The following is a 21378-nucleotide window of genomic DNA, read 5'->3' on the forward strand; positions in this document are numbered from 1 at the left end:
ACCGTGCTGACCGGCACCTCCCCACCCGTCTCGCTCATTTAGGACTCTCTTCGTCGATGCTCTGGTTCATCGGTCGACGGCTGCTCCAGCTGATCCCCGTCTTCTTCGGGGCGACCTTCCTCATTTACGCCCTGGTCTTCCTGCTTCCCGGTGATCCCATCGCCGCCCTCTACGGAGACCGTCAGCCGTCGGCCGCAGCCATCGAAGCGGTCCGCGCGCAGTACAACCTCGACAAGCCGTTCATCGTGCAGTACCTCCTGTACATCGGCGACCTCTTCCAGGGGAACTGGGGGACCACGTTCTCCGGCCGTCCCGTGGCCGACGTCATGGCATCCGCCTTCCCCATCACGGCCCGACTGGCCCTCCTTGCTCTCGCCATCGAGGCGTTCTTCGGCATCCTGGTCGGTCTCGTCGCCGGTCTCCGCAAGGGCAAGCTCTTCGACGCGAGCGCCCTGGTCGTCAGCCTCCTGCTGATCTCCGTCCCCACCTTCGTCATCGGCTTCGTGCTGCAGTACGTCGTCGGCATCCAGCTGGGCTGGGCGCGCGTCACCGTCAGCGCAGGTGCCCCGTGGAGCGAGCTCATCCTCCCCGCGATCGTCATCGCGAGCGTCTCGTTCGCGTACATCGTCCGGCTGACCCGGTCCTCCGTCTCCGAGAACCTCTCGGCCGACTTCGTGCGCACCGCCACGGCGAAGGGCCTGTCCCGCCCCCGCGTCGTCACGGTGCACGTGCTGCGCAACTCCCTGGTCCCGGTCGTCACCTTCCTGGGCGTCGACCTCGGCGGTCTCATGGTGGGCGCCATCGTCACCGAGAGCATCTTCAACATCAACGGTGTGGGCGGGACGATCTACCGCGCCATCACCATCGGCGAGGGCCCGACCGTCGTGTCGTTCGTCGCGATCATGGTCATCATCATCATGTTCGCGAACCTGCTCGTCGATCTCCTGTACGCCTGGCTCGACCCGAGGATCCGCTATGCCAAGTAACCCCCGTCTCACTCAGCGGCACTTCGTCGCCCCCGAGGAGGAGGCGCCGCTCCAGGCGATCGATGCGGTCTCCGTCTCCGACAAGCCCCGGACCGTCTGGAACGACGCCTGGCAGTCGATGCGCAAACGCCCGCTGTTCTGGGTGTCGTCGATCCTCATCCTCCTCATCGTGATCGTCGCCGTTGCGCCGGGCCTGTTCACGCAGGTCTCGCCGACCGCGAACTGCCAGCTGGCGAACTCGAACGCCGGCCCTGCGGCCGGTCATCCGTTCGGATTCACCCGTCAGGGCTGCGACATCTACGCCCGTGTGATCCACGGCGCGCAGGCGTCGATCCTCGTGGGCTTCCTCGCGACCGCGCTCGTGACCGTCTTCGGCTCGACCGTCGGCGCGCTCGCGGGCTTCTACGGCGGCTTCCTCGACGCGGTCCTCTCCCGCGTCGCCGACATCTTCTTCGCGATCCCGACCGTTCTCGGCGCGATCGTCTTCATGTCGGTCCTCCCCGAGCGGACCCCGCTGGTGGTCGCGATGGTCATCGCCCTGTTCGCTTGGCCCCAGATCGCCCGCATCATGCGCGGCGCCGTGCTCTCGGCCAAGCAGGCGGACTACGTCGTCGCGTCACGAGCGCTCGGTGTGTCCCGATTCCGCGTCCTGCTGCGCCACGTCCTCCCCAACGCGATCGCGCCGGTGATCGCGGTGGCCACGGTCTCGCTCGGCACGTTCATCGTCGCCGAGGCCACGCTCTCCTTCCTCGGCGTCGGTCTGCCGCCGTCCGTGATGAGCTGGGGCAACGACATCGATCAGGCCCGTCCGTCGCTGACCACGAGCCCCATGGTCCTCATCTATCCCTCCTTGGCTCTCTCGATCACCGTGCTGTCGTTCCTGATGCTGGGCGACGTCGTGCGAGACGCCCTCGACCCGAAGGAGCGTGCCCGCCGATGACGGATCACACTTCCGATTCGACGCCGCTGCTCGACATCCGCGACCTGCACGTGGGGTTCCAGACCAAGGCGGGTCTCGTCCCCGCGGTTCGCGGTGTCGACCTCACGATCTATCCGCGTCAGTCCGTGGCGATCGTGGGCGAGTCCGGTTCCGGCAAGTCGACCACGGCGCAGGCGATCATCCGTCTGCTTCCCGGCGCCGGTCGGATCACGCAGGGATCGATCATGTTCGAGGGTCAGGACCTGGCTTCCCTCAGCGCCCGGGAGCTGCAGGGCGTCCGCGGCTCGCAGATCGGCTACGTGCCGCAGGACCCGATGTCGAACCTCAACCCCGTCCTGACGGTCGGGTTCCAGGTGCGCGAGGCGGTCCGCGCCAACAGGACTGCGACGGGTCGCGCCGCCATCGGCGAGCGTGCCGTCGACGTGCTGTCGGAGGCTGGTCTGCCGGACCCCGCCGATCGCATGCGCCAGTACCCGCATCAGTTCTCGGGCGGGATGCGGCAGCGCGCCCTCATCGGCATCGGGCTGTCTGCGCGGCCGAAGCTCCTGATCGCCGACGAACCGACGTCCGCGCTGGACGTCACCGTCCAGCGTCAGATCCTTGACCACCTCGGCACGCTCACGACGGATTTCGGCACGTCGGTGCTGTTCATCACGCACGACCTCGGTCTCGCCGCAGAGCGGGCCGAGCATCTCGTGGTGATGTACCGCGGTCGGATCGTCGAGTCGGGACCGTCCCAGGTCATCCTGGCCGACCCGCAGCACCCGTACACGCGCCGGCTGGTCTCGGCGGCCCCGAGCCTGGCGTCGCGTCGGATGCAGGCCGTCCGCCACCACGAGGCGACGGAGGTCTTCGGCGAAGTGCGGGATCCGTTCCTGACCCGAGCCGAGGAGCGGGAGGCGGAGGCGCAGGCCGAGGCGGACGCCGACTTCATCGACATCCGCAATGCGCGTCGCGTGTACAAGATCCGTACCGGCGGGCTGTCCTCGCGCGAGATCGTCGCCGTCGACGACGTCAGCCTGACGGTCGCCAAGGGCACGACGACGGCGATCGTGGGGGAGTCGGGGTCCGGCAAGTCGACCCTCGCCAAGCTCTTCCTGCAGCTGGAGTCGCTCACCTCGGGCGAGATCCGCTTCGACGGCAAGAAGCTCGGTTCGCTCAGCCGCGCCGAGGAGCTCGCGTTCCGCCGTCGCGTGCAGCCGGTGTTCCAGGACCCGTACGGGACGCTCGACCCGCAGTACAGCGTCGGCGACACCATCGCCGAGCCCATGCGCGTGCACAAGTTCGGGACGGCCAAGGAGCACTCCGCCCGCGTCACCGAGCTCCTCGACCAGGTGTCGCTGCCCAGCGCGGTCCGCGACAGGTATCCCGCAGAGCTCTCGGGCGGTCAGCGCCAGCGCGTCGCGATCGCGCGCGCGCTGGCTCTCAAGCCCGACGTCCTCGTCCTCGACGAGGCCGTGTCGGCGCTCGACGTCCTGGTGCAGGGGCAGATCCTCAATCTGCTCACCGAACTGCAGACCGAGCTGGATCTGACGTATCTGTTCATCACCCACGATCTCGCGGTCGTCCGGCTCGTCGCCGACAACGTGTCGGTCATGCGGCGCGGTCAGCTCGTCGAGTCGGCGTCGACGGATGAGGTGTTCGACAACTCGCGCGAGGAGTACACGCGCGAACTGCTCGCCGCCATCCCCGGTGCCGGGTTCGAGTTCGGGTCCTGACGGCGTGACGGGCGAGCGCGGGACCGGGAGCCGCCCCGGCGGCCCCGGTCCCGCGCACCGGACGGCCTTCCGCGCACCGTCGGGCGTCGCCGCCCTCGTCGTCGCGGGCATCGTGGTCGTCCTGCTGCTGGTCGACACCGGCCTGCGCGCGGGCTGGCTCGACATCCTCCTGATCGCGCCGTGGCTGTTTCTGGTGCTCTGGCTCATCTACGCGGCGTCCTACGCCTCCCACATCGCCGTGGACGACGAGGGGGCGACCGTTCAGAACTTCCTCCGGGTGGTCCGGCTGCCGTGGCAGACGGTCACGGACATCGACCTCCGGTACCAGGTGCGCTTCACGCTCCGCAGCGGACGCATCGTCAGTTCCTTCGGCGGGCCCATGGTCGGTCGCCCACCCCGGCCCGCCCTGCGCGGCGAGCCGGAGGGGAACCATCGACAGTCGGCCGCCCTGCGCGACCTGGATCTCATTCGAGGGCGCTGGGAGAGGGCCGCGGAGAGCGGTGCCGGTCACGGCGAGCCGTCCCGCTCGTGGGATGCCGTGGGTCTGGTCTCCCTCACGAGCATCGTCGTGTGGGCATTGGGCGCCGTGATCATCAGCCGCGCCGTGGCGTGAGCGTAGTGGCGGTCCGTCGACCCCATCACAGACATTTTGCGGGTTCGTCACGCAATGTTACGTTCGTACGAAGAGATCTCCACGCCGCCGAATCAGAGTGGATCGGCGAGTTAGGTTGAGTATCTCCAACGGTTGACGGGCGATTGTCGATGTCTCCGGTCGGGTCGGGCTGCTTCGGTCGTCCGGGTCGAGTTAAAGGTCGATAACGTTTGGCCCAAACCGTTTTGATCGGAACCGCCCCAAACCTATGGTTTCGATATCCGTGCCCTTCGGCGGCGACGTCCGGGCCCGGATCACCCTTGCACCACGATGATGTAGGAGACGAAATGCGTTCACGACGATCCCTTTTCGCGGGTGCGGCCATCGGCGCCGCGGCCCTCGCACTCACGGCGTGCGCGCCGCCCGCTGGCGGAGGTGGCGAGCCGACGGCCGAGCCCACGGGAACCGCCTCGATTGCGCTGTCGGTCGGTCCCAACGACTTCATCAGCTACAACGGCTTCACCCCTGAGACCTACAGCACGTACAACTCGGCGATCGTCGACCAGATCAAGACCGGGTTCACGTACTTCGGGCCGGATGGCACCGTCGTGCCGAACACCGACCTCGGCTCGTACGAGCTCGTCTCCGAGGAGCCGCTGACCATCCAGTACACGATCAACGAGGAGGCCGTCTGGTCCGACGGCACCCCGATCACCGTCGCCGACGCCGTCCTGGCGTGGGGCATCCAGAACACCGAGCTCGCCGGCGACGACGGCCCGCTGTTCAACTCCGTCTCCCAGGACCTCGGCCAGGAAGTCCCCGACGGTCCGCAGGGCGAGGCCGACGCGAAGGAGTTCACGGTCGAGTTCGCCGTGAAGAACCCCGACTGGGCGATCCAGTCGTGGCTCGTCGACCCCGCGCACATCGTCGCCGAGCAGGCCGGCATGTCGACCGACGAGCTCGTCGAGGCGATCCGCTCCGGCGACAGCGATGCGCTCGCTCCGGCAGCCGAGTTCTGGAACACGGGCTGGCTCACCAACCCCGGTGAGCTCCCGGAAGAGGCCCTCGTGCCCTCGTCCGGCCCGTACAAGCTCGCGACGTGGGAGGCCGGCCAGTCGGTGACGCTCGTCGCGAACGAGGAGTACTACGGCGAGGCCAACGCCGCGCAGAACGCTGAGCTCGTCTTCCGCTTCGTCGAGCAGGACGCGATGGTCCAGGCGCTCGACAACGGCGACCTCAACGTCATCGCGCCGCAGCCGACCGTCGACACCCTCTCGCAGCTCGAGCAGCTCGGCGACTCGGCCAACGTCCTCACGGGCGCGACCCTGACCTGGGAGCACCTCGACTTCAACTTCGTCGACGGTTCCCTGTTCGCCGACAACCTCGAGCTCCGCAAGGCGTTCGCGATGTGCGTGCCCCGTCAGCAGATCGTCGACAACCTCATCAAGCCGATCGACCCCGAGGCCGAGGTGCTCAACGCCCGCGAGGTGTTCCCCTTCCAGGAGAACTACCCGGAGGTCATCGAGGCGTCCTACAACGGCGAGTACGACGAGCCGAACATCGAAGAGGCCGCGAGCATCGTCTCCGCCGAGGGCGCCGAGGGCGCCGAGGTCCGCATCGGGTACTCGGCTCCGAACCCCCGCCGTGCCGACGAGGTCGCACTGATCAAGTCGTCCTGCGACCAGGCCGGATTCAACATCGTCGACGCGGGCAACGAGGACTTCTTCGCCCCCGGCGGCACGCAGGAGCGCGGTGACTACGAGGTCGCGCTGTTCGCCTGGGCCGGCTCCGGCCAGATCGCCTCGGGTGAGAACATCTACGGCACGGACAAGCCGCAGAACTACGGCGGCTACTCGAACGCGGACGTGGATGCCGCGTGGGCAACGCTGAAGGACAGCCTCGACCCGGAGGTCCACCTCGCGCAGACCAAGGTCATCGAGGAGCTGCTGTGGAACGACCTGTTCGGCATCCCGATCTTCGCCCACCCGGGCGTCGACGCGGCGAGCTCGAACATCGAGGGCGTCGAGCGGACGACCACGCAGAGCGGAATCTCGTGGAACGCGTACGCATGGAGCAGTGCTGAGTAATCAGCGGTGATCCGATGTGCGGGTCGGCCGACGCCGGCCCGCACATCTGCGTCTCCGTTCGACTGCGACCTACCCGAAGGGAAGCACACCTGTGCTGAAGTTCATCCTGCGGCGCCTCGTACAGGCCGTGGGCGTCATGCTCGGCGCCTCGGTCCTCGTGTACGTGCTCGTCATCAACGCCGGGGACCCGCTCGCGGACCTCCGTGAGAGCAACGCCGAGAACCGCGATCTGCTGATCCAGCAGCGCACCGAGTACATGCAGCTCGACCTGCCCTGGTGGCAGCGCTACCTCTCCTGGCTCGGCGGCGTGAGCCGCTGCCTCATCGGCCAGTGCGACTTCGGCACCAGCCGCACCGGCGTCGACGTCGGCACCCTTCTCGGCCAGGCCGCGGCCTCCACCCTGCGCCTCGTCCTCCTGGCCACCATCCTGGCCCTCATCATCGGCATCGCCGTCGGCATCCTCACCGCGATCCGGCAGTACTCCGGCCTCGACTACGGCGTCACCTTCGGCACCTTCCTCTTCTTCTCCCTGCCCGTGTTCTGGGCCGCAGTGCTGTTGAAGGAGTACCTGGCGATCGGCTTCAACAACTGGCTGCAGGAGCCGGGCTTCGACCCGATCCAGGTCGCGATCATCGCGATCGTCCTCGGCCTCCTCATGCAGGTGCTCCTCGCCGGTTCGCTCCGGCGGCGTCTGATCACCTTCGTGGTGACCGCCGTGTTCTTCGCGGTGTCGCTGCCGACCCTCGCCGCCCTCGACCTCTTCCGGAACCCGCAGCTCGGCATGGTCGGGGTCGCCCTCCTCACCTTCGCGGTCGCCCTCAGCGCGACCGCGATGACGGTGGGCCTCCGCAACCGCGAGGTCCTGCTGCCCGCCCTTATCACGGCGGGCGTCGTCAGCGTCGTGCAGTTCGCCCTGGTCAACGTGTTCGTCTACTACATGAACTGGGGCATCCTCGCACTCGGGCTGCTGCTCGCCTTCGTCGTGCCGTGGCTGATCGGACGGTTCCTCAGCGACCGGTATCGCACCCAGGCGATCGTGGCGTCGGTGGCGACCGGGCTCATCGGCGCCGGGCTGACGGTCCTCGACAACATCTTCCGGGTGTGGCCGTCGTTCCTCGACCTCAAGCCCCGGCCGATCTCGACGATCGGGTCGCAGACCCCCAACTTCGCCGGGGGCTTCTGGGAGACCTTCCTCGACTACGGCACGCAGATGCTGCTGCCGACCCTCCTCCTCACCGTCATCTCGCTCGCCAGCTACAGCCGGTACACCCGTGCGTCGATGCTCGAGGTGAACCGTCAGGACTACATCCGCACGGCGCGCGCGAAGGGCGCCCCCGAGCGGACGGTCATCTTCCGCCATGCGCTGCGGAACGCCCTCATCCCGATCGCCACCATCGCCGCGTTCGACTTCGCCGCCCTCATCGGCGGCGCCGTGATCACCGAGCGCGTGTTCGGCTGGAAGGGCATGGGCGACCTGTTCGCCGTCGGTCTCGACCAGGTCGACCCGGCGCCCGTCATGGCCTTCTTCCTGGTGACAGGCGGTGTGGCGGTCCTGTTCAACCTCGTCGCCGACATCTCCTATGCCTACCTCGACCCGAGGATCCGAGTATGAGCAACGACTCCACCCCGCGCACCGACGCGATCTACGACCTCGCCGAAGCGGAGGACGCGGCTCTCGCCGCGAACGACGCCAAGCCGCTCTCGCAGGGACGGCTGGTCCTGCGGCGATTCGTGAGGCACCGCGCCGCCATGATCTCGGCCGTCGTGCTGATCCTCACGATGCTCGTGGCCTTCACCTCGATCGGGTTCGCCGGCGTCCCGGGCTGGTGGGACAAGAGCTACCTCGCGGCGGGCAACGTCGTCGACGGCGGCCGCCCGACGCTCAGCCTCATCCCGACCTGGCTGGGCGGCGAGGGGATCCGCTGGGGGGAGCACCCCTTCGGGCAGGACAGCACCGGCAAGGACTACTTCTCGCTGGTCATGGTGGGCATGCAGCGCTCGCTGATCATCGCGTTCGTCGTCGGCATCGTGTCCACCTCCATCGGCGCCGTGATGGGCGCCGTCGCGGGCTACTACCGCGGCTGGGTCGACAACGTGCTGATGCGGATCACCGACATCTTCATCGTCATCCCGCTCCTCGTCCTGGCCGCCGTGCTCGGGCGGATCGCCGGCAACGCCGGCGGCGGCATCTTCGCCCTCGCGCTCATGATCGGCCTGGTGTCGTGGACCGGCCTCGCCCGCCTGGTGCGCGGCGAGGTCCTCTCGCTCCGCGAGCGCGAGTACGTGGCCGCCGCGCGCTCGACCGGGGCGAGCTCGTTCCGGATCATCTTCAAGCACGTGATGCCGAACACGATCGGCATCATCGTGGTCAACGCGACGTTCGCGATCGGTGGAGCGATCCTCCTCGAGAGCTCGCTGAGCTTCCTCGGGTTCGGGGTGCAGCCGCCGGAGACGTCGCTCGGCCTCCTCATCAGCCAGTACCAGAACGCGTTCACCAACCGGCCGTGGCTGTTCTGGTGGCCGGGCATGATCATCCTGGTGATCGTCCTCGCGGTGAACTTCCTCGGGGACGGCCTGCGTGACGCGTTCGACCCGCGCCAGACCCGCAAGTGGAGCGCGCGCCGGCTGGACCGCCTGCGCGCGGAGAAGGGCGTCTCGTGAGCGACACGAACAGCATCGGAACCGCGACGGCGCTCCGCCTCGACGACCTGCGGGTCGACTTCGCGGTGGAGGCGGGGCTCGTCGAGGCGGTCAAGGGCGTCACCCTCGAGCTGCGGGCGGGTGAGGTCGTCGCCATCGTCGGGGAGTCGGGGTCGGGCAAGTCGGTCAGCTCGGCAGCGGCCATGGGACTCCTCCCGGACAACGCCCTGATATCCGGGTCGGCTCAGATCGGCGGCGTCGAGGTCGTCGGGCTCGCGCCGGATCGGATGCGCTCCATGCGGGCCACCGAGGTCGCCATGATCTTCCAGGAGCCGATGTCGGCCCTGAACCCCGTCCTGACGGTGGAGCGGCAGCTGACCGAGGTGTTCGAGCTGCACGACGTGGCCTACGGGTCGGATGCCCGTGATCGAAGCGTGGACCTGCTCCGGCGCGTCGGCATCCCCGACCCCGAGACGCGGATCTCGCAGTACCCGCACCAGTTCTCCGGCGGCCAGCGGCAGCGCATCGTGATCGCGATGGCGATCGCCCTCGACCCGAAGGTGATCATCGCCGACGAGCCGACGACCGCGCTCGACGTCACCGTCCAGGCGGAGATCCTGGATCTGCTCCGCTCGCTGAAGGACGACCTGAACGCCGGCATCCTCCTCATCACGCACAACATGGGCGTCGTGGCGGACCTCGCCGACCGAGTCGTCGTCATGTACCGGGGCGAGATCGTCGAGCAGGGTCCCGTCTCGGATGTCCTGCTGGCGCCGCAGCACCCATACACGCGAAAGCTGCTCGACGCGGTGCCGCGCCTGTCGGTGCCACCGGCCGCCGTGCTCGAGCCGCATCTCGAGGATGTGGCCGTCGGGTCCCGTCCCGAGCGCGAGCTCGTCCTCGTGGCGGAGGACCTGACCCTCGAGTACGTCATGCGGGGCAAGGCCTTCCGCGCGGTCGAAGGGGTGTCCTTCTCACTCGCCAAGCGCGAGGTCCTCGGAGTGGTGGGGGAGTCCGGTTCGGGCAAGTCCACGATCGCGAAGGCGGTGCTGGGCCTGCTTCCGGTCGCCTCCGGATCGCTCGAGGTCCGCGGAGCCGATCTCGCGAAGCTCCGCGGTCGTGCGGCGAAGGATGCGCGCCTGCACATCGGGGCGGTCTTCCAGGACCCGGCGTCGTCGCTGAACCCGCGCTTCCCGATCGGCGACTGCATCATCGAGCCGATGGTCGTGCACCGGGTGGGCACCAAGAGCTCCCGCCTGGCGCGCGCGCGTGAGCTGCTCGATGCCGTGCGCCTGCCGACGGATGTGATCAACCGCTATCCGCACGAGCTGTCCGGCGGGCAGCGTCAGCGGGTGTCCATCGCGCGGGCGCTCGCGCTCAAGCCCGAGCTGCTCATCGCGGACGAGCCGACCTCCGCCCTCGACGTGTCGGTGCAGGCGGCCGTGCTCGAGATGCTGCGCGAGCTGCAGCGCGAGCTCGACTTCGCCTGCATGCTCGTCAGCCACGATCTGGCCGTCGTCGACCTGCTGGCCGATCAGGTCCTCGTCATGCAGAACGGGCGGGCCGTCGAGCAGGGACGGACGGATGTCGTCCTCCACGCCCCGCAGGACGAGTACACCCGGCGGCTGCTCGCAGCCTCGCCGGTGCCCGATCCGCAGGAGCAGCGCGAGCGGCGCCTGGCGCGCAGGGCGCTCCTCGACCAGGTCGACGGCGTTCCGCGCGCGCCGGGGAGCTGAGCCGCGGGACGCCCGGAACAGCAGACGGGGCGGGGCCGAACGGCGTCGCCCCGTCGGCGTGTCGGCGCCTGCGGTAAAGTGGAGCGTCGGCATCCCGGCAACATCCCTCTCGCAAGGAACCCTTTTATGGCGCTCGCCCTCCGTCCGGACCTCCGCAACGTCGCTATCGTCGCCCACGTCGACCATGGCAAGACGACTCTCGTGGACGCGATGCTCCGGCAGACGGGCTCGTTCGGCGAGCACTCGCACGTCGAAGAGCGCGCCATGGACTCCAACGACCTGGAGCGCGAGAAGGGCATCACGATCCTCGCCAAGAACACGGCGATCACCTACAAGGGCGTCCACACCGACGTGCCGGTGACCATCAACGTCATCGACACGCCCGGCCACGCCGACTTCGGCGGCGAGGTCGAGCGCGGCCTCTCGATGGTGGACGGCGTCGTGCTCCTCGTCGACTCCTCCGAGGGTCCGCTCCCGCAGACGCGCTTCGTGCTGCGCAAGGCGCTCGAGTCGAAGCTCCCCGTCATCCTCCTGGTCAACAAGACCGACCGTCCCGACGCGCGCATCGCCGAGGTCGAGGAGGAGGCGCACGATCTGCTGCTGGGCCTCGCCTCGGACCTGCAGGACGACGTCCCCGACCTCGACGTCGACGCGCTGCTCGACGTCCCCGTGGTGTACGCCTCGGGCCGCGCCGGCGCGGCATCGCGCAACCGTCCCGAGAACGGCTCGCTGCCCGACAACGACGACCTCGAGCCGCTGTTCGAGGCGATCCTCCAGCATGTTCCGGCGCCGGCCTACGACGACGAGGCGCCGCTGCAGGCGTGGGTCACCAACCTCGACTCGTCGCCCTTCCTCGGTCGGCTGGCGCTGCTGCGCGTGTTCAACGGCACCCTGAAGAAGGGGCAGACCGTCGCGTGGGTCCGCGCCGACGGCACCACGAGCAACGCCCGCATCACCGAGCTGCTGATGACGCGCGCCCTCGAGCGCTACCCGGCCGAGTCGGCCGGCCCCGGTGACATCGTCGCGATCGCCGGCTTCGAGGACATCACGATCGGCGAGACCATCGCCGACCCCGAGGACGTCCGCCCGCTGCCCGCCATCACGGTCGACGACCCGGCCATCTCGATGACCATCGGCACCAACACCTCGCCGCTGGCCGGCAAGGTCAAGGGGCACAAGCTGACCGCCCGCATGGTGAAGGACCGCCTGTACCGCGAGCTCATCGGCAACGTCTCGCTCAAGGTCGTCGACATCGGCCGTCCCGACGCGTGGGAGGTGCAGGGCCGCGGCGAGCTCGCCCTCGCGATCCTCGTCGAGAACATGCGCCGTGAAGGCTTCGAGCTGACGGTGGGCAAGCCCCAGGTCGTGACGAAAAAGATCGACGGCAAGACCTACGAGCCCTTCGAGCACCTCACGATCGACGCCCCCGAGGAGTACCTCGGCGCGATCACGCAGCTGCTCGCCGCCCGCAAGGGACGCATGGACAACATGATCAACCACGGCACCGGCTGGGTGCGCATGGAGTTCGTCGTCCCGTCGCGCGGTCTCATCGGCTTCCGCACCGAGTTCCTCACCACGACGCGCGGCACCGGCATCGCCAACGCCATCTCGCACGGATACGAGCCGTGGGCCGGTCACATCGTGACGCGCCAGAACGGATCGATCGTCGCCGACCGCTCGGGTGTGGTCACCCCGTTCGCGATGATCGCGCTGCAGGAGCGCATGTCGTTCTTCGTGCAGCCGACGCAGGAGGTCTACGAGGGCATGGTCATCGGCGAGAACTCCCGCGCCGACGACATGGACGTCAACATCACCAAGGAGAAGAAGCTCACCAACATGCGCTCCTCCACCTCGGATTCGTTCGAGTCGATGACGCCGCCTCGCCAGCTGTCGCTGGAGGAGAGCCTCGAGTTCGCCCGTGACGACGAATGCGTGGAGGTGACGCCGGAGATCGTGCGCATCCGCAAGGTGAACCTGGACGCCACCGAGCGCGCACGTGCCACGGCGCGGCTGAAGCGCCAGGACGCCAACGCCTGAGCCCCGCCGGGAGGCCCCGATGGCGGGGAACCATTCGCCGACCCGCGTCGCCTGGCGCGACGCGGTCGGTGTCGCGGTCGCGACGAGCGCCTACGGCGTGTCCTTCGGCGCCCTCGCCGTCGCCTCCGGACTCGACGTCTGGCAGACCTGCGTCCTGAGCCTGCTGATGTTCACCGGCGGTTCGCAGTTCGCGTTCGTCGGCGTCATTGGGGGCGGGGGAGTCCCGGGCGCCGCGATCGCCTCGGCGGGGCTGCTCGGCATCCGCAACGTGGCCTACGGGCTGCGGATGTCCCCGGTCGTCGGCAGAGGCTTCTGGCGGCGTGCCGCGGCCTCCCACTTCACGATCGACGAGTCGACCGCGGTGTCGCTGGCGCAGACGGATGCCGTCGGTCGCCGCATCGGGTTCTGGGTCACCGGCATCGGGATCTACCTGGGCTGGAACCTCACGACGCTCGCCGGCGCGCTCCTCGGCGACGTCCTCGGGGACGTGCGGGCGTACGGGCTGGATGCCGCGGCGGCGGCCGCCTTCCTGGCGCTGCTGTGGCCCCGGCTGCGACGGCGGCAGGCCGTCGCGGTGGGCGCGGCCGCCGCGATCGTCGCCGTGGTCCTGACGCCCGCTCTCATGCCCGGCATCCCGGTCCTGGTCGCCGCTCTCGTCGCGATCGCCGTGGGGTGGACGAATTGGCTCGGCGCCCCGGTCGGAGCCTCGCGGATCCCGGCGGAGCAGGGAGGGGCGACGTGACGCTCTGGAACGCGGTGCTCCTCGCGTCCATCATCTGCGTCGCGCTGAAGACCGTCGGCTACCTCGTCCCGGCCCGCTGGTTCGACGCTCCCCGGCCGGCGCGGATCATCGACCTCCTGACGGTCGCCCTGCTGGCGGCGCTCGTCGTCGTGCAGACCCTCGGCGCCGGACAGGCGATCGTCGTGGATGCCCGCGTGCCCGCCCTGGTCGTCGCCGCGGGCCTCCTGGTCGCCCGGGCGCCCTTCCTCGTCGTCGTCCTCGCCGCGGCCGTCACCGCCGGTCTGCTGCGCCTGTGGGGCCTCGCCGCCTGAGCCCGCCGCATGCACCCGCCGCCTAGACTGGCCGGGTGAATCCCGTCCTCGCGCGCGCCGCCACGTGGCTCGTCGCCGCTCTCATCGGCTTCGTCTACGGCGTCGCCTGCGTCATCGGCCAGGCGGCCTCCTGGGGGGTCCTCCCGGTCGGGCTCATCGTGGCATCCGTCGGTCTCATCGCCCTCCTCGTCGCGGTCCGCACCCTGACGGGCGAGCGGGCCTCCGCGCTGGCTGCCGGCCTCGGCGCGCTCATCGCGACCGTCGTCTTCTCGGGTCGTGGTCCCGGCGGATCCATCGTCGTCCCGGCCGCTGCCGAGGGCGAGATCACCACGGGGATCATCTGGACGATCGCGGTTCCGCTGGTCGCCGCTCTCGTCGTCGCGTGGCCGTCGGCGTCCGCCCTCCGCATGAAGAACTAGACTTCAGGTGTGACGTATGTGATCGCCCTGCCGTGCGTAGATGTGAAGGACCGTGCCTGCATCGACGAATGCCCCGTCGACTGCATCTACGAAGGCGAGCGCTCCCTCTACATCCACCCGGACGAGTGCGTCGACTGCGGCGCCTGTGAGCCGGTCTGCCCCGTCGAGGCCATCTACTACGAGGATGACCTGCCCGCCGAGTGGCAGGACTACTACAACGCGAACGTCGAGTTCTTCGAGGACATCGGATCCCCGGGCGGGGCGGCCAAGGTCGGCGTGATCGCCAAGGACCACCCGATCATCGCCGCGCTGCCGCCGCAGAGCCACTGAGTCCGAGCGCCCCTCGATGAGCGTCCGCGACCTCGCCGACTACCCCTGGGATGCCGTCGCCCCGTACGCGGCGCGCGCCCGGCTGCACCCGGACGGCATCGTCGACCTGTCGGTCGGCTCGCCCGTCGATCCCACGCCGCGCGTCGTCGCCGATGCGCTGACCGCCGCGACCGACGCGCACGCCTATCCGCAGACGGTCGGCACTCCCGCGCTGCGCGAGGCGATCGTCGACTGGTACGCGCGGCGCCGCGGCGTGCCCGGCCTGACACCGGCGAACGTGCTGCCCACGGTCGGATCGAAGGAGCTCGTCGCGCTCCTTCCGCTCCTCCTCGCCATCGGTCCCGGCGACACCGTCGTCCACCCGCGCGCGGCCTACCCGTCCTACGAGGTCGGCGCCCGTCTCGTCGGGGCGACCCCGCTCGCGTCCGACGACCCCGCGGACTGGCCCGCCTCGACGAGGCTGGTCTGGCTGAACTCGCCGGGCAACCCCGACGGCCGGATCATGGATGTGCCCGAGCTCCGCGCCGCGGTCGCGCGGGCCCGCGAGATCGGGGCCGTCGTGGCATCGGACGAGTGCTACGCCGAGCTCGGCTGGGACGAGCCCTGGGCGGATGCCGGTGTCCCCAGCATCCTCGACCCCCGCGTGATCGACGCCGATCCGACGGGGCTGCTGTCGGTCTACTCGCTCAGCAAGCAGTCGAACCTCGCCGGCTACCGCGCCGCGTTCCTCGCGGGGGACCCCGCGCTGGTGGCGTCACTGCTCACGGCACGGAAGCACCTGGGGCTCATGGTCCCCGCACCGGTGCAGGCCGCCATGGTCGCGGCTCTCGGCGACGACGCGCACGTCGATGCGCAGCGGGAACTGTATCGTCGCCGGCGGGACCTGCTGCGGCCGGCGCTCGAGCACGCCGGGTTCCGCATCGACCGCAGCGAGGGCGGCCTGTATCTCTGGGCGACGGCGGGGGAGGACGCCTGGGCGTCGCTCGATCGTCTCGCCGACCTCGGAATCCTCGCCGGACCCGGGCACTTCTACGGACAGCACTTCCCGCACCATGTGCGGTTCTCGCTGACGGCCCCCGACGAGCGCATCGCCGCCGCGGCCGAGAGGCTGCGCGGCGCCCTGTCGCCGGATTCGTAGGGTTCCTCCTAGCGAATCGGCGTTCTGTTGGGCGGGTCAGGAGAAGCGGTCCCGCACCGATAGGCTGTAGAACACCGCTCCCGACGACCGCAAGGAGGCTTCGTGACTAACGCGGACACCCCTCAGATGGCCACCGTCACCGTTGGTGACCAGACCGCGAACCTCCCTCTGGTTCCGGGAAGCGAGGGCGTGCCGAGCGTCGACTTCTCGACGTTCACGAAGCAGACCGGTCACACGGCGCTCGACTACGGCTTCGTGAACACCGCGTCGACCAAGTCGGCGGTCACCTACATAGACGGCGATCAGGGCATCCTGCGCTACCGCGGCTACCCGATCGAGCAGCTCGCGAAGCACAGCACCTACCTCGAAGTGGCCTGGCTGCTGATCTACGGCGAGCTGCCCACGGCAGATGAGCTCGCCGGCTGGGACGAGAAGATCCGTCGTCACACGCTGCTGCACGAGGACCTCAAGCACTTCTTCTCGGCGCTGCCGCACACCGCGCACCCCATGTCGGTCCTGTCGGCGGCGACGGCAGCCCTCTCGACGTACTACGAGGGTCAGAGCGATCCGCACAACCCCGAGCACGTCGAGCTCAACACGATCCGCATGCTCGCCAAGCTCCCCGTGATCGCGGCCTACGCGCACAAGAAGAGCATCGGCCAGGCGTTCCTGTACCCCGACAACTCGCTGAGCTTCGTCGACAACTTCCTGAAGCTGAACTTCGGCAACCACGCCGAGAAGTACGAGATCAACCCGGTCATGTCGCGTGCGCTGGAGCGTCTGCTGATCCTGCACGAGGACCACGAGCAGAACGCGTCCACCTCGACGGTGCGTCTGGTCGGCTCGACCGGCGCGAACCAGTTCTCGTCGATCTCGGCGGGCATCAACGCCCTGTACGGCCCGCTGCACGGCGGCGCCAACGAGGCGGTGCTCGACATGCTCGCCCGCATCCGCGATTCCGGGGAGAGCGTCCAGCGCTTCGTCGAACGCGTCAAGAACAAGGAAGACGGGGTGAAGCTCATGGGCTTCGGTCACCGCGTCTACAAGAACTACGACCCGCGTGCGAAGCTCGTCAAGGAGTCGGCGGACGAGGTGCTGCGCGAGCTGGGTGTCACCGACCCGCTCCTCGCCCTCGCCAACGAGCTCGAGGACATCGCCCTCAACGACGACTACTTCAAGGAGCGTCGCCTGTACCCGAACGTCGACTTCTACACCGGCGTGATCTACAAGGCGATGGGCTTCCCGACGCGCATGTTCACCCCGCTGTTCGCGATCGGCCGGCTCCCCGGCTGGCTCGCGCACTGGCGCGAGATGCAGCAGGACCCGCAGACGAAGATCGGCCGCCCGCAGCAGCTGTACATCGGCGCCGGCGAGCGGGACTACCCCGCGGACCGCTGAGGTCCACTGCCCCCGGACGGCAGGCTGCGTGCGCGGAGCTGCGTGCCGAGTGCGCCGCCTCTTGCCGAGCGAGCCGGTCGCGGCGCTTCCGTAGGCGGCGCGCTCGGCACCAACCGGCGCGCTCGGCGGCAACCGGCGCGCTCGGCGGAGCGCGCGGGGTGGTGTGGCCCCGCTAGGGTGTCGTCATGCGCAGCGCTGAGTCCGTCCCCGTCGGCTTCGGCGACCCTGGTTTCGAAGACTCTGGCTTCGGCGACCCTGGTTTCGGAGACTCTGGCTTCGGCGACCCTGGTTTCGGAGACTCCGGTTTCGGAGGCCCGGGCTACGGCTCCCCGGGCTTCGATGCGCCGGGCTTCGGCGACACCGGCTTGGGGCTGTTCGCCGGCGGCATGGGCATCGCGTTCGTCGTGTTCGGCATCCTCTTCGTCGGAGCGCTCATCGTCGCGATCGTGGTGAGCGTCCGGAAGTACCGGGTGCTGAAGGACGCCGGCGTCGACCCGACGACGGTGGACGCCGCGATCGCCGCCAAGCTGCTCACGAGCGACCTGTCGGCGCCGCGGGATGCCGCGTCACCGGACCGACGGTCCCTCGAGCAGCGGCTCGCCGAGCTCGACGATCTCCATGCGCGCGGCGTCATCACGGCGGACGAGCACCGCGACGCCCGCGCGGCGGCGCTGCGCGGCTGACGCCGCCGGGCACCGCGACGCCCGCGCGGCGGCGCTGCGCGGCTGACGCCGCCCGGCGTCGTCCGTCAGGCGTGCAGATCGGCGTTGAGCGTCACGCCGACGCCCTCCCGCCGGACGGCCTCGACCGCGCCCGAGAGCGAGTTGCGGCGGAACAGGATGCCGTTCTGGCCCGAGAGGTCGGCGCCCTTCACGACCGGCCGCGAACCGTCGTGGCGGGGCGCCTCGGCGGAGAGGACGATCTTCGTGCCGGCCGTGACGTACAGGCCGGCCTCGACGATGCAGTCGTCACCGAGGGAGATGCCGATCCCGGCGTTCGCGCCAAGGAGAGTGCGTGCACCGATCGAGACGCGGTGCGTCCCGCCGCCGGAGAGCGTGCCCATGATCGAGGCGCCGCCGCCGATGTCGCTGCCGTCGCCGATGACGACGCCCTGCGAGATGCGTCCTTCGATCATCGAGGCGCCGAGGGTGCCGGCGTTGAAGTTGACGAACCCCTCGTGCATGACCGTCGTCCCGGGGGAGAGGTACGCGCCGAGCCGGACCCGCGACGCGTCGGCAATGCGGACACCCGCGGGCGTCACGTAGTCCGTGAGGCGGGGGAACTTGTCCACGCCCTGAACCTGCAGGCCGGCGCGCACCAGCGCGGGCCGGAGCCGCTCGAGATCGGCCGGGTGCACCGGGCCGCCGTTCGTCCAGGCGACGTTGGGCAGGTGACCGAAGATGCCGCTGAGATCGAGGTCGTTGGGACGCACGAGGCGGTGCGACAGGGCGTGGAGGCGGAGGTACGCGTCCGAGGTCCCGGCGGGGGCGGCATCCAGGTCGATCTCGACCACGACGGCTTCCACGGTGACGGCGCGGCGCTCATCGCGGCCGGCGTGCGGCTGCCCGGCGGACAGATCGGCGGATGCGGGTGCGCGGCCGACGGCCGGCGACGGGTACCAGGTGTCGAGCACCGTCCCGTCCGCGCTCCGCGTAGCAAGACCGACACCCCATACCCAGCGCTGTTCACTCACCGTTCCAGGCTACCGGGCGTCGATAGACTCGACGGCATGCCTCCGCTCGACCTGCGCGCGTCCTCCGTCGATCTCACCCGAACGCTCTGCGACATCCCGAGCGTCTCCGACGATGAGACGCCGCTCGCCGACGCGATCTGGGACGCCGTCAGCACGCTCGACCACCTGGACGTGTACCGCGACGGCGACACGATCGTCGCCCGCACGCAGCAGGGCCGCGACCAGCGTGTCGCGATCGCCGGCCACATCGACACCGTCCCGATCAACGGCAACGTCCCGACGCGCGACGTGGACGTCGACGGGTCGCCCTACCTCTGGGGGCGCGGCACCGTCGACATGAAGGCGGGCGTCGCGGTCCAGCTGAAGCTCGCCGCCGAACTCGTCGCGCCCCGCGTCGACATCACCTGGATGTGGTACGACCACGAGGAGGTCGCGGCGGAGCTGAACGGCCTCACCCGGCTCGCGGCGTCGCGGCCCGACCTCTTCGAGGCCGACTTCGCGATCCTCGGCGAACCCTCGAACGGTCAGGTGGAGGGCGGCTGCAACGGCAACCTCCGCGCCATCGTGCGCACCGACGGCGTCCGCGCCCACAGCGCCCGTGCCTGGATCGGCGAGAACGCCATCCACAAGGCGGCGCCGATCCTCGCCCGGCTGGCGGAGTACCGGCCGCGCGAGATCTCGGTGGAAGGGCTCGTCTACCGCGAGGGGCTGAACGCCGTGCGCATCGGCGGCGGCATCGCCGGCAATGTGATCCCCGACGCGTGCGAGGTCGAGGTCAACTACCGCTTCGCGCCCAGCAAGGACGGCGCGGCGGCCGAAGCGCACGTCCGGGACGTGCTCGCGGGCTTCGACGTCGAGGTGATCGACCTGTCCGAGGGCGCCCGCCCCGGTCTCGACGCTCCGCTGGCGCAGGAGTTCGTCGCCGCGGTCGGCGCCGAGCCGCGGCCGAAGTACGGCTGGACCGACGTGGCCCGCTTCTCCGCCCTGGGCGTTCCCGCCGTGAACTACGGGCCCGGTGACCCGTCGCTCGCGCACCACGACGAGGAGCGCGTGCCGCTCGCCCAGATCGAGGACGTCGAGCGGGGCCTGCGCGCATGGCTGACCGGCGCCTGAGGTCGCTGGCATCCGTCGCAGGGATCATCGCGCTCGTCTATCTGACGGGCCGGCTCGTCACCACGGGCTTCTTCGCCCTCGCCGCCCACCTGTCGGGCCCGACGTCGAGGTTCGGCGCCGACGCGACGATCGGGTCGCTGGCGATGGGCTGGGACGGCCAGTGGTACTGGTACATCGCCGCCGCGGGCTATCCCGCCGAGCTGCCGGTGAGCGAATCGGGGCAGGTGGCGGAGAACGCCTGGGCGTTCATGCCGGTGTACCCCTTCCTGGCCCAGTCGTTCGGGACGGTCCTCGGCGGCTACCCGGCCGGGGCGATCATCGTGTCGCTGGCCGCCGGGTATGCGGCATCCGTCCTGCTCTTCGTGCTGCTGCGCCCTCGCATCGGCGCCGGGGCGGCGCTGTGGGCGGTCGTGTTCTTCTCGAACGGCCCGCTCGCGGCGCTGTTCCAGATGGGGTACGCCGAGCCGCTCTTCCTGGCGCTCCTGCTCGCGGCGCTCGTGCTGCTGACGCGGCGCTCGTTCGGCTGGCTGTACCTGCTGATCCCGATCATGGGGTTCACGCGGCCGGGCGTGCTGGCCTTCGCCCTGCTGCTCGGGCTGTACGGCATCATGCGCTGGCTCCGCCGCCGGCAGGATCCGCTGCCGACGCGGCAGATCGTGCACATCATCGCGCTCGGCGTCCTCACGACGGTCGTCGGGTTCTCGTGGCAGGTCATCGCCGGGATCGCGACCGGTGACCCCGCGTCGTACCTCGAGACCGAGCTGGCCTGGCGGCGCGCGTGGGTCGGCGCCGAGACCGGATTCGTCCCGTTCAGCGGCTTCATCGAGGCGTCAGGCATGTGGTTCGAGCTGTGGGGGATGCCGCGGGCGCTCGGCCCTGTCGTGCTCGGGCTTCTCGTCGCCGCCGTCGCCGGCGCGCTGGTGTGGGCGCCGAGCGTTCGCGGGCTCGGCCCCGAGATCCGGCTGTGGTCGGCGAGCTACCTCGTCTACCTGCTGGCGGTGTTCTTCCCGCAGTCGAGCCTGTTCCGTTTGCTCCTGCCGCTGACCCCGGTGGTCGGCGCGGTGGCGGCGCCGCCGTCCCGCTCCTGGCGGATCGGGGTGCTCGCGGTATGCCTTCTCGGCCAGTGGTGGTGGATCCACGAGATGCTCGCCCTCGGCGACACGTACTTCCGCATCCCCTGACCCGGCGGCGCGAACGGAACATCGTGGCCCGCACCGGTTTCTGCCCATGGGTAGACTGGGAATGTAGTCCGAAGACGAAAAGGAGCCTCACAATGGCAGCCATGAAGCCGCGCACCGGAGACGGACCTATGGAGGCCGTCAAGGAGGGCCGCCTCATCATCGTGCGTGTTCCGCTCGAGGGCGGGGGACGCCTTGTCGTATCTGTGAACGACGACGAGGCGAAAGAACTGCACAGCGTTCTGAGTGGAGTCGTCGGCGCCGCCTGACTCCCCGAAGAAATGCGAACGGCCGGTCGGGGGACCGGCCGTTCGCCGTTT

At 69.6% G+C, this 21378-nt stretch carries 20 protein-coding genes; 19 read left to right on the plus strand and 1 reads right to left on the minus strand.

Annotation, left to right across the window (positions count from 1 at the left end; translation table 11 throughout):
* The first annotated feature begins 56 nt into the window (after window positions 1–56).
* The 16 genes from AB3M83_RS07115 (at window position 57) to AB3M83_RS07190 (ending at window position 17757) form a co-directional block, all read left to right on the plus strand.
* Window positions 57–986 (plus strand): ABC transporter permease, encoded by a 930-nt coding sequence (locus AB3M83_RS07115; RefSeq protein WP_412946415.1) that lies wholly within the window; start codon window positions 57–59, stop codon window positions 984–986.
* Entirely contained in the window at window positions 976–1926 is a 951-nt protein-coding gene (locus AB3M83_RS07120; RefSeq protein ID WP_412946417.1) for an ABC transporter permease, read from the plus strand. Before AB3M83_RS07115 ends, AB3M83_RS07120 begins: the two co-directional genes overlap by 11 nt.
* Window positions 1923–3644, plus strand: coding sequence for a dipeptide ABC transporter ATP-binding protein (locus tag AB3M83_RS07125; protein WP_412946419.1), 1722 nt, complete (start codon window positions 1923–1925; stop codon window positions 3642–3644). The genes AB3M83_RS07120 and AB3M83_RS07125 overlap by 4 nt, the downstream gene beginning before the upstream one ends.
* 4 nt (window positions 3645–3648) lie before the next feature.
* Window positions 3649–4257: a hypothetical protein gene (locus AB3M83_RS07130; protein ID WP_412946421.1), complete on the plus strand. Its 609-nt coding sequence runs from the start codon at window positions 3649–3651 to the stop codon at window positions 4255–4257.
* A gap of 326 nt (window positions 4258–4583) precedes the next feature.
* Window positions 4584–6323 carry an ABC transporter substrate-binding protein gene (locus AB3M83_RS07135; RefSeq protein WP_412946424.1) on the plus strand — a complete coding sequence of 580 codons (1740 nt, stop codon included), beginning with the start codon at window positions 4584–4586 and terminating at the stop codon, window positions 6321–6323.
* 91 nt (window positions 6324–6414) lie between these two features.
* Window positions 6415–7935: an ABC transporter permease subunit gene (locus AB3M83_RS07140; RefSeq protein WP_412946426.1), complete on the plus strand. Its 1521-nt coding sequence runs from the start codon at window positions 6415–6417 to the stop codon at window positions 7933–7935.
* Entirely contained in the window at window positions 7932–8984 is a 1053-nt protein-coding gene (locus tag AB3M83_RS07145; protein WP_412946429.1) for an ABC transporter permease, read from the plus strand. The genes AB3M83_RS07140 and AB3M83_RS07145 overlap by 4 nt, the downstream gene beginning before the upstream one ends.
* Window positions 8981–10699, plus strand: coding sequence for an ABC transporter ATP-binding protein (locus tag AB3M83_RS07150; RefSeq protein WP_412946432.1), 1719 nt, complete (start codon window positions 8981–8983; stop codon window positions 10697–10699). Before AB3M83_RS07145 ends, AB3M83_RS07150 begins: the two co-directional genes overlap by 4 nt.
* A gap of 126 nt (window positions 10700–10825) precedes the next feature.
* Window positions 10826–12736 carry a translational GTPase TypA gene (typA, locus tag AB3M83_RS07155; RefSeq protein WP_412946434.1) on the plus strand — a complete coding sequence of 637 codons (1911 nt, stop codon included), beginning with the start codon at window positions 10826–10828 and terminating at the stop codon, window positions 12734–12736.
* Between the two features lie 19 nt (window positions 12737–12755).
* Window positions 12756–13478 carry an AzlC family ABC transporter permease gene (locus tag AB3M83_RS07160; protein WP_412946436.1) on the plus strand — a complete coding sequence of 241 codons (723 nt, stop codon included), beginning with the start codon at window positions 12756–12758 and terminating at the stop codon, window positions 13476–13478.
* Window positions 13475–13789, plus strand: a complete 315-nt coding sequence (locus AB3M83_RS07165; protein ID WP_412946439.1) for an AzlD domain-containing protein — start codon at window positions 13475–13477, stop codon at window positions 13787–13789. Before AB3M83_RS07160 ends, AB3M83_RS07165 begins: the two co-directional genes overlap by 4 nt.
* Window positions 13790–13824: 35 nt before the next feature.
* On the plus strand, window positions 13825–14208 hold the full coding sequence (locus AB3M83_RS07170; protein ID WP_412946442.1) for a histidinol dehydrogenase: 384 nt from the start codon (window positions 13825–13827) through the stop codon (window positions 14206–14208).
* Window positions 14209–14217: 9 nt separating this feature from the next.
* Entirely contained in the window at window positions 14218–14538 is a 321-nt protein-coding gene (gene fdxA / locus AB3M83_RS07175; RefSeq protein WP_412946445.1) for a ferredoxin, read from the plus strand.
* A 16-nt stretch (window positions 14539–14554) separates the two neighbouring features.
* The gene (gene dapC / locus AB3M83_RS07180; protein WP_412946448.1) at window positions 14555–15676 is read left to right on the plus strand and encodes a succinyldiaminopimelate transaminase; all 1122 of its coding nucleotides are present in this window, start codon (window positions 14555–14557) and stop codon (window positions 15674–15676) included.
* Between the two features lie 126 nt (window positions 15677–15802).
* The gene (locus tag AB3M83_RS07185; RefSeq protein ID WP_412947843.1) at window positions 15803–17074 is read left to right on the plus strand and encodes a citrate synthase; all 1272 of its coding nucleotides are present in this window, start codon (window positions 15803–15805) and stop codon (window positions 17072–17074) included.
* Window positions 17075–17259: 185 nt separating this feature from the next.
* Window positions 17260–17757 (plus strand): SHOCT domain-containing protein, encoded by a 498-nt coding sequence (locus tag AB3M83_RS07190; protein ID WP_412946451.1) that lies wholly within the window; start codon window positions 17260–17262, stop codon window positions 17755–17757.
* 65 nt (window positions 17758–17822) lie between these two features.
* On the opposite strand, the gene dapD is transcribed toward AB3M83_RS07190, so the two are convergent.
* Window positions 17823–18767, minus strand: coding sequence for a 2,3,4,5-tetrahydropyridine-2,6-dicarboxylate N-succinyltransferase (gene dapD / locus AB3M83_RS07195; protein ID WP_412946453.1), 945 nt, complete (start codon window positions 18765–18767; stop codon window positions 17823–17825).
* Window positions 18768–18803: 36 nt separating this feature from the next.
* Here dapD and dapE point away from each other — a divergent pair, with 36 nt between their 5' ends.
* From dapE to AB3M83_RS07210, 3 genes are all read left to right on the plus strand, one after another.
* Window positions 18804–19880, plus strand: coding sequence for a succinyl-diaminopimelate desuccinylase (dapE, locus tag AB3M83_RS07200; protein ID WP_412946455.1), 1077 nt, complete (start codon window positions 18804–18806; stop codon window positions 19878–19880).
* Window positions 19862–21061 carry a hypothetical protein gene (locus AB3M83_RS07205; RefSeq protein WP_412946457.1) on the plus strand — a complete coding sequence of 400 codons (1200 nt, stop codon included), beginning with the start codon at window positions 19862–19864 and terminating at the stop codon, window positions 21059–21061. The genes dapE and AB3M83_RS07205 overlap by 19 nt, the downstream gene beginning before the upstream one ends.
* 92 nt (window positions 21062–21153) lie before the next feature.
* Complete coding sequence (locus AB3M83_RS07210) at window positions 21154–21327, plus strand: DUF3117 domain-containing protein (protein WP_064506455.1); 174 nt, start codon at window positions 21154–21156, stop codon at window positions 21325–21327.
* Window positions 21328–21378 lie beyond the last annotated feature (51 nt).

The organism is Microbacterium pasadenense (assembly GCF_047246565.1).
In the GTDB taxonomy this organism is placed as follows: Bacteria; Actinomycetota; Actinomycetes; order Actinomycetales; family Microbacteriaceae; genus Microbacterium.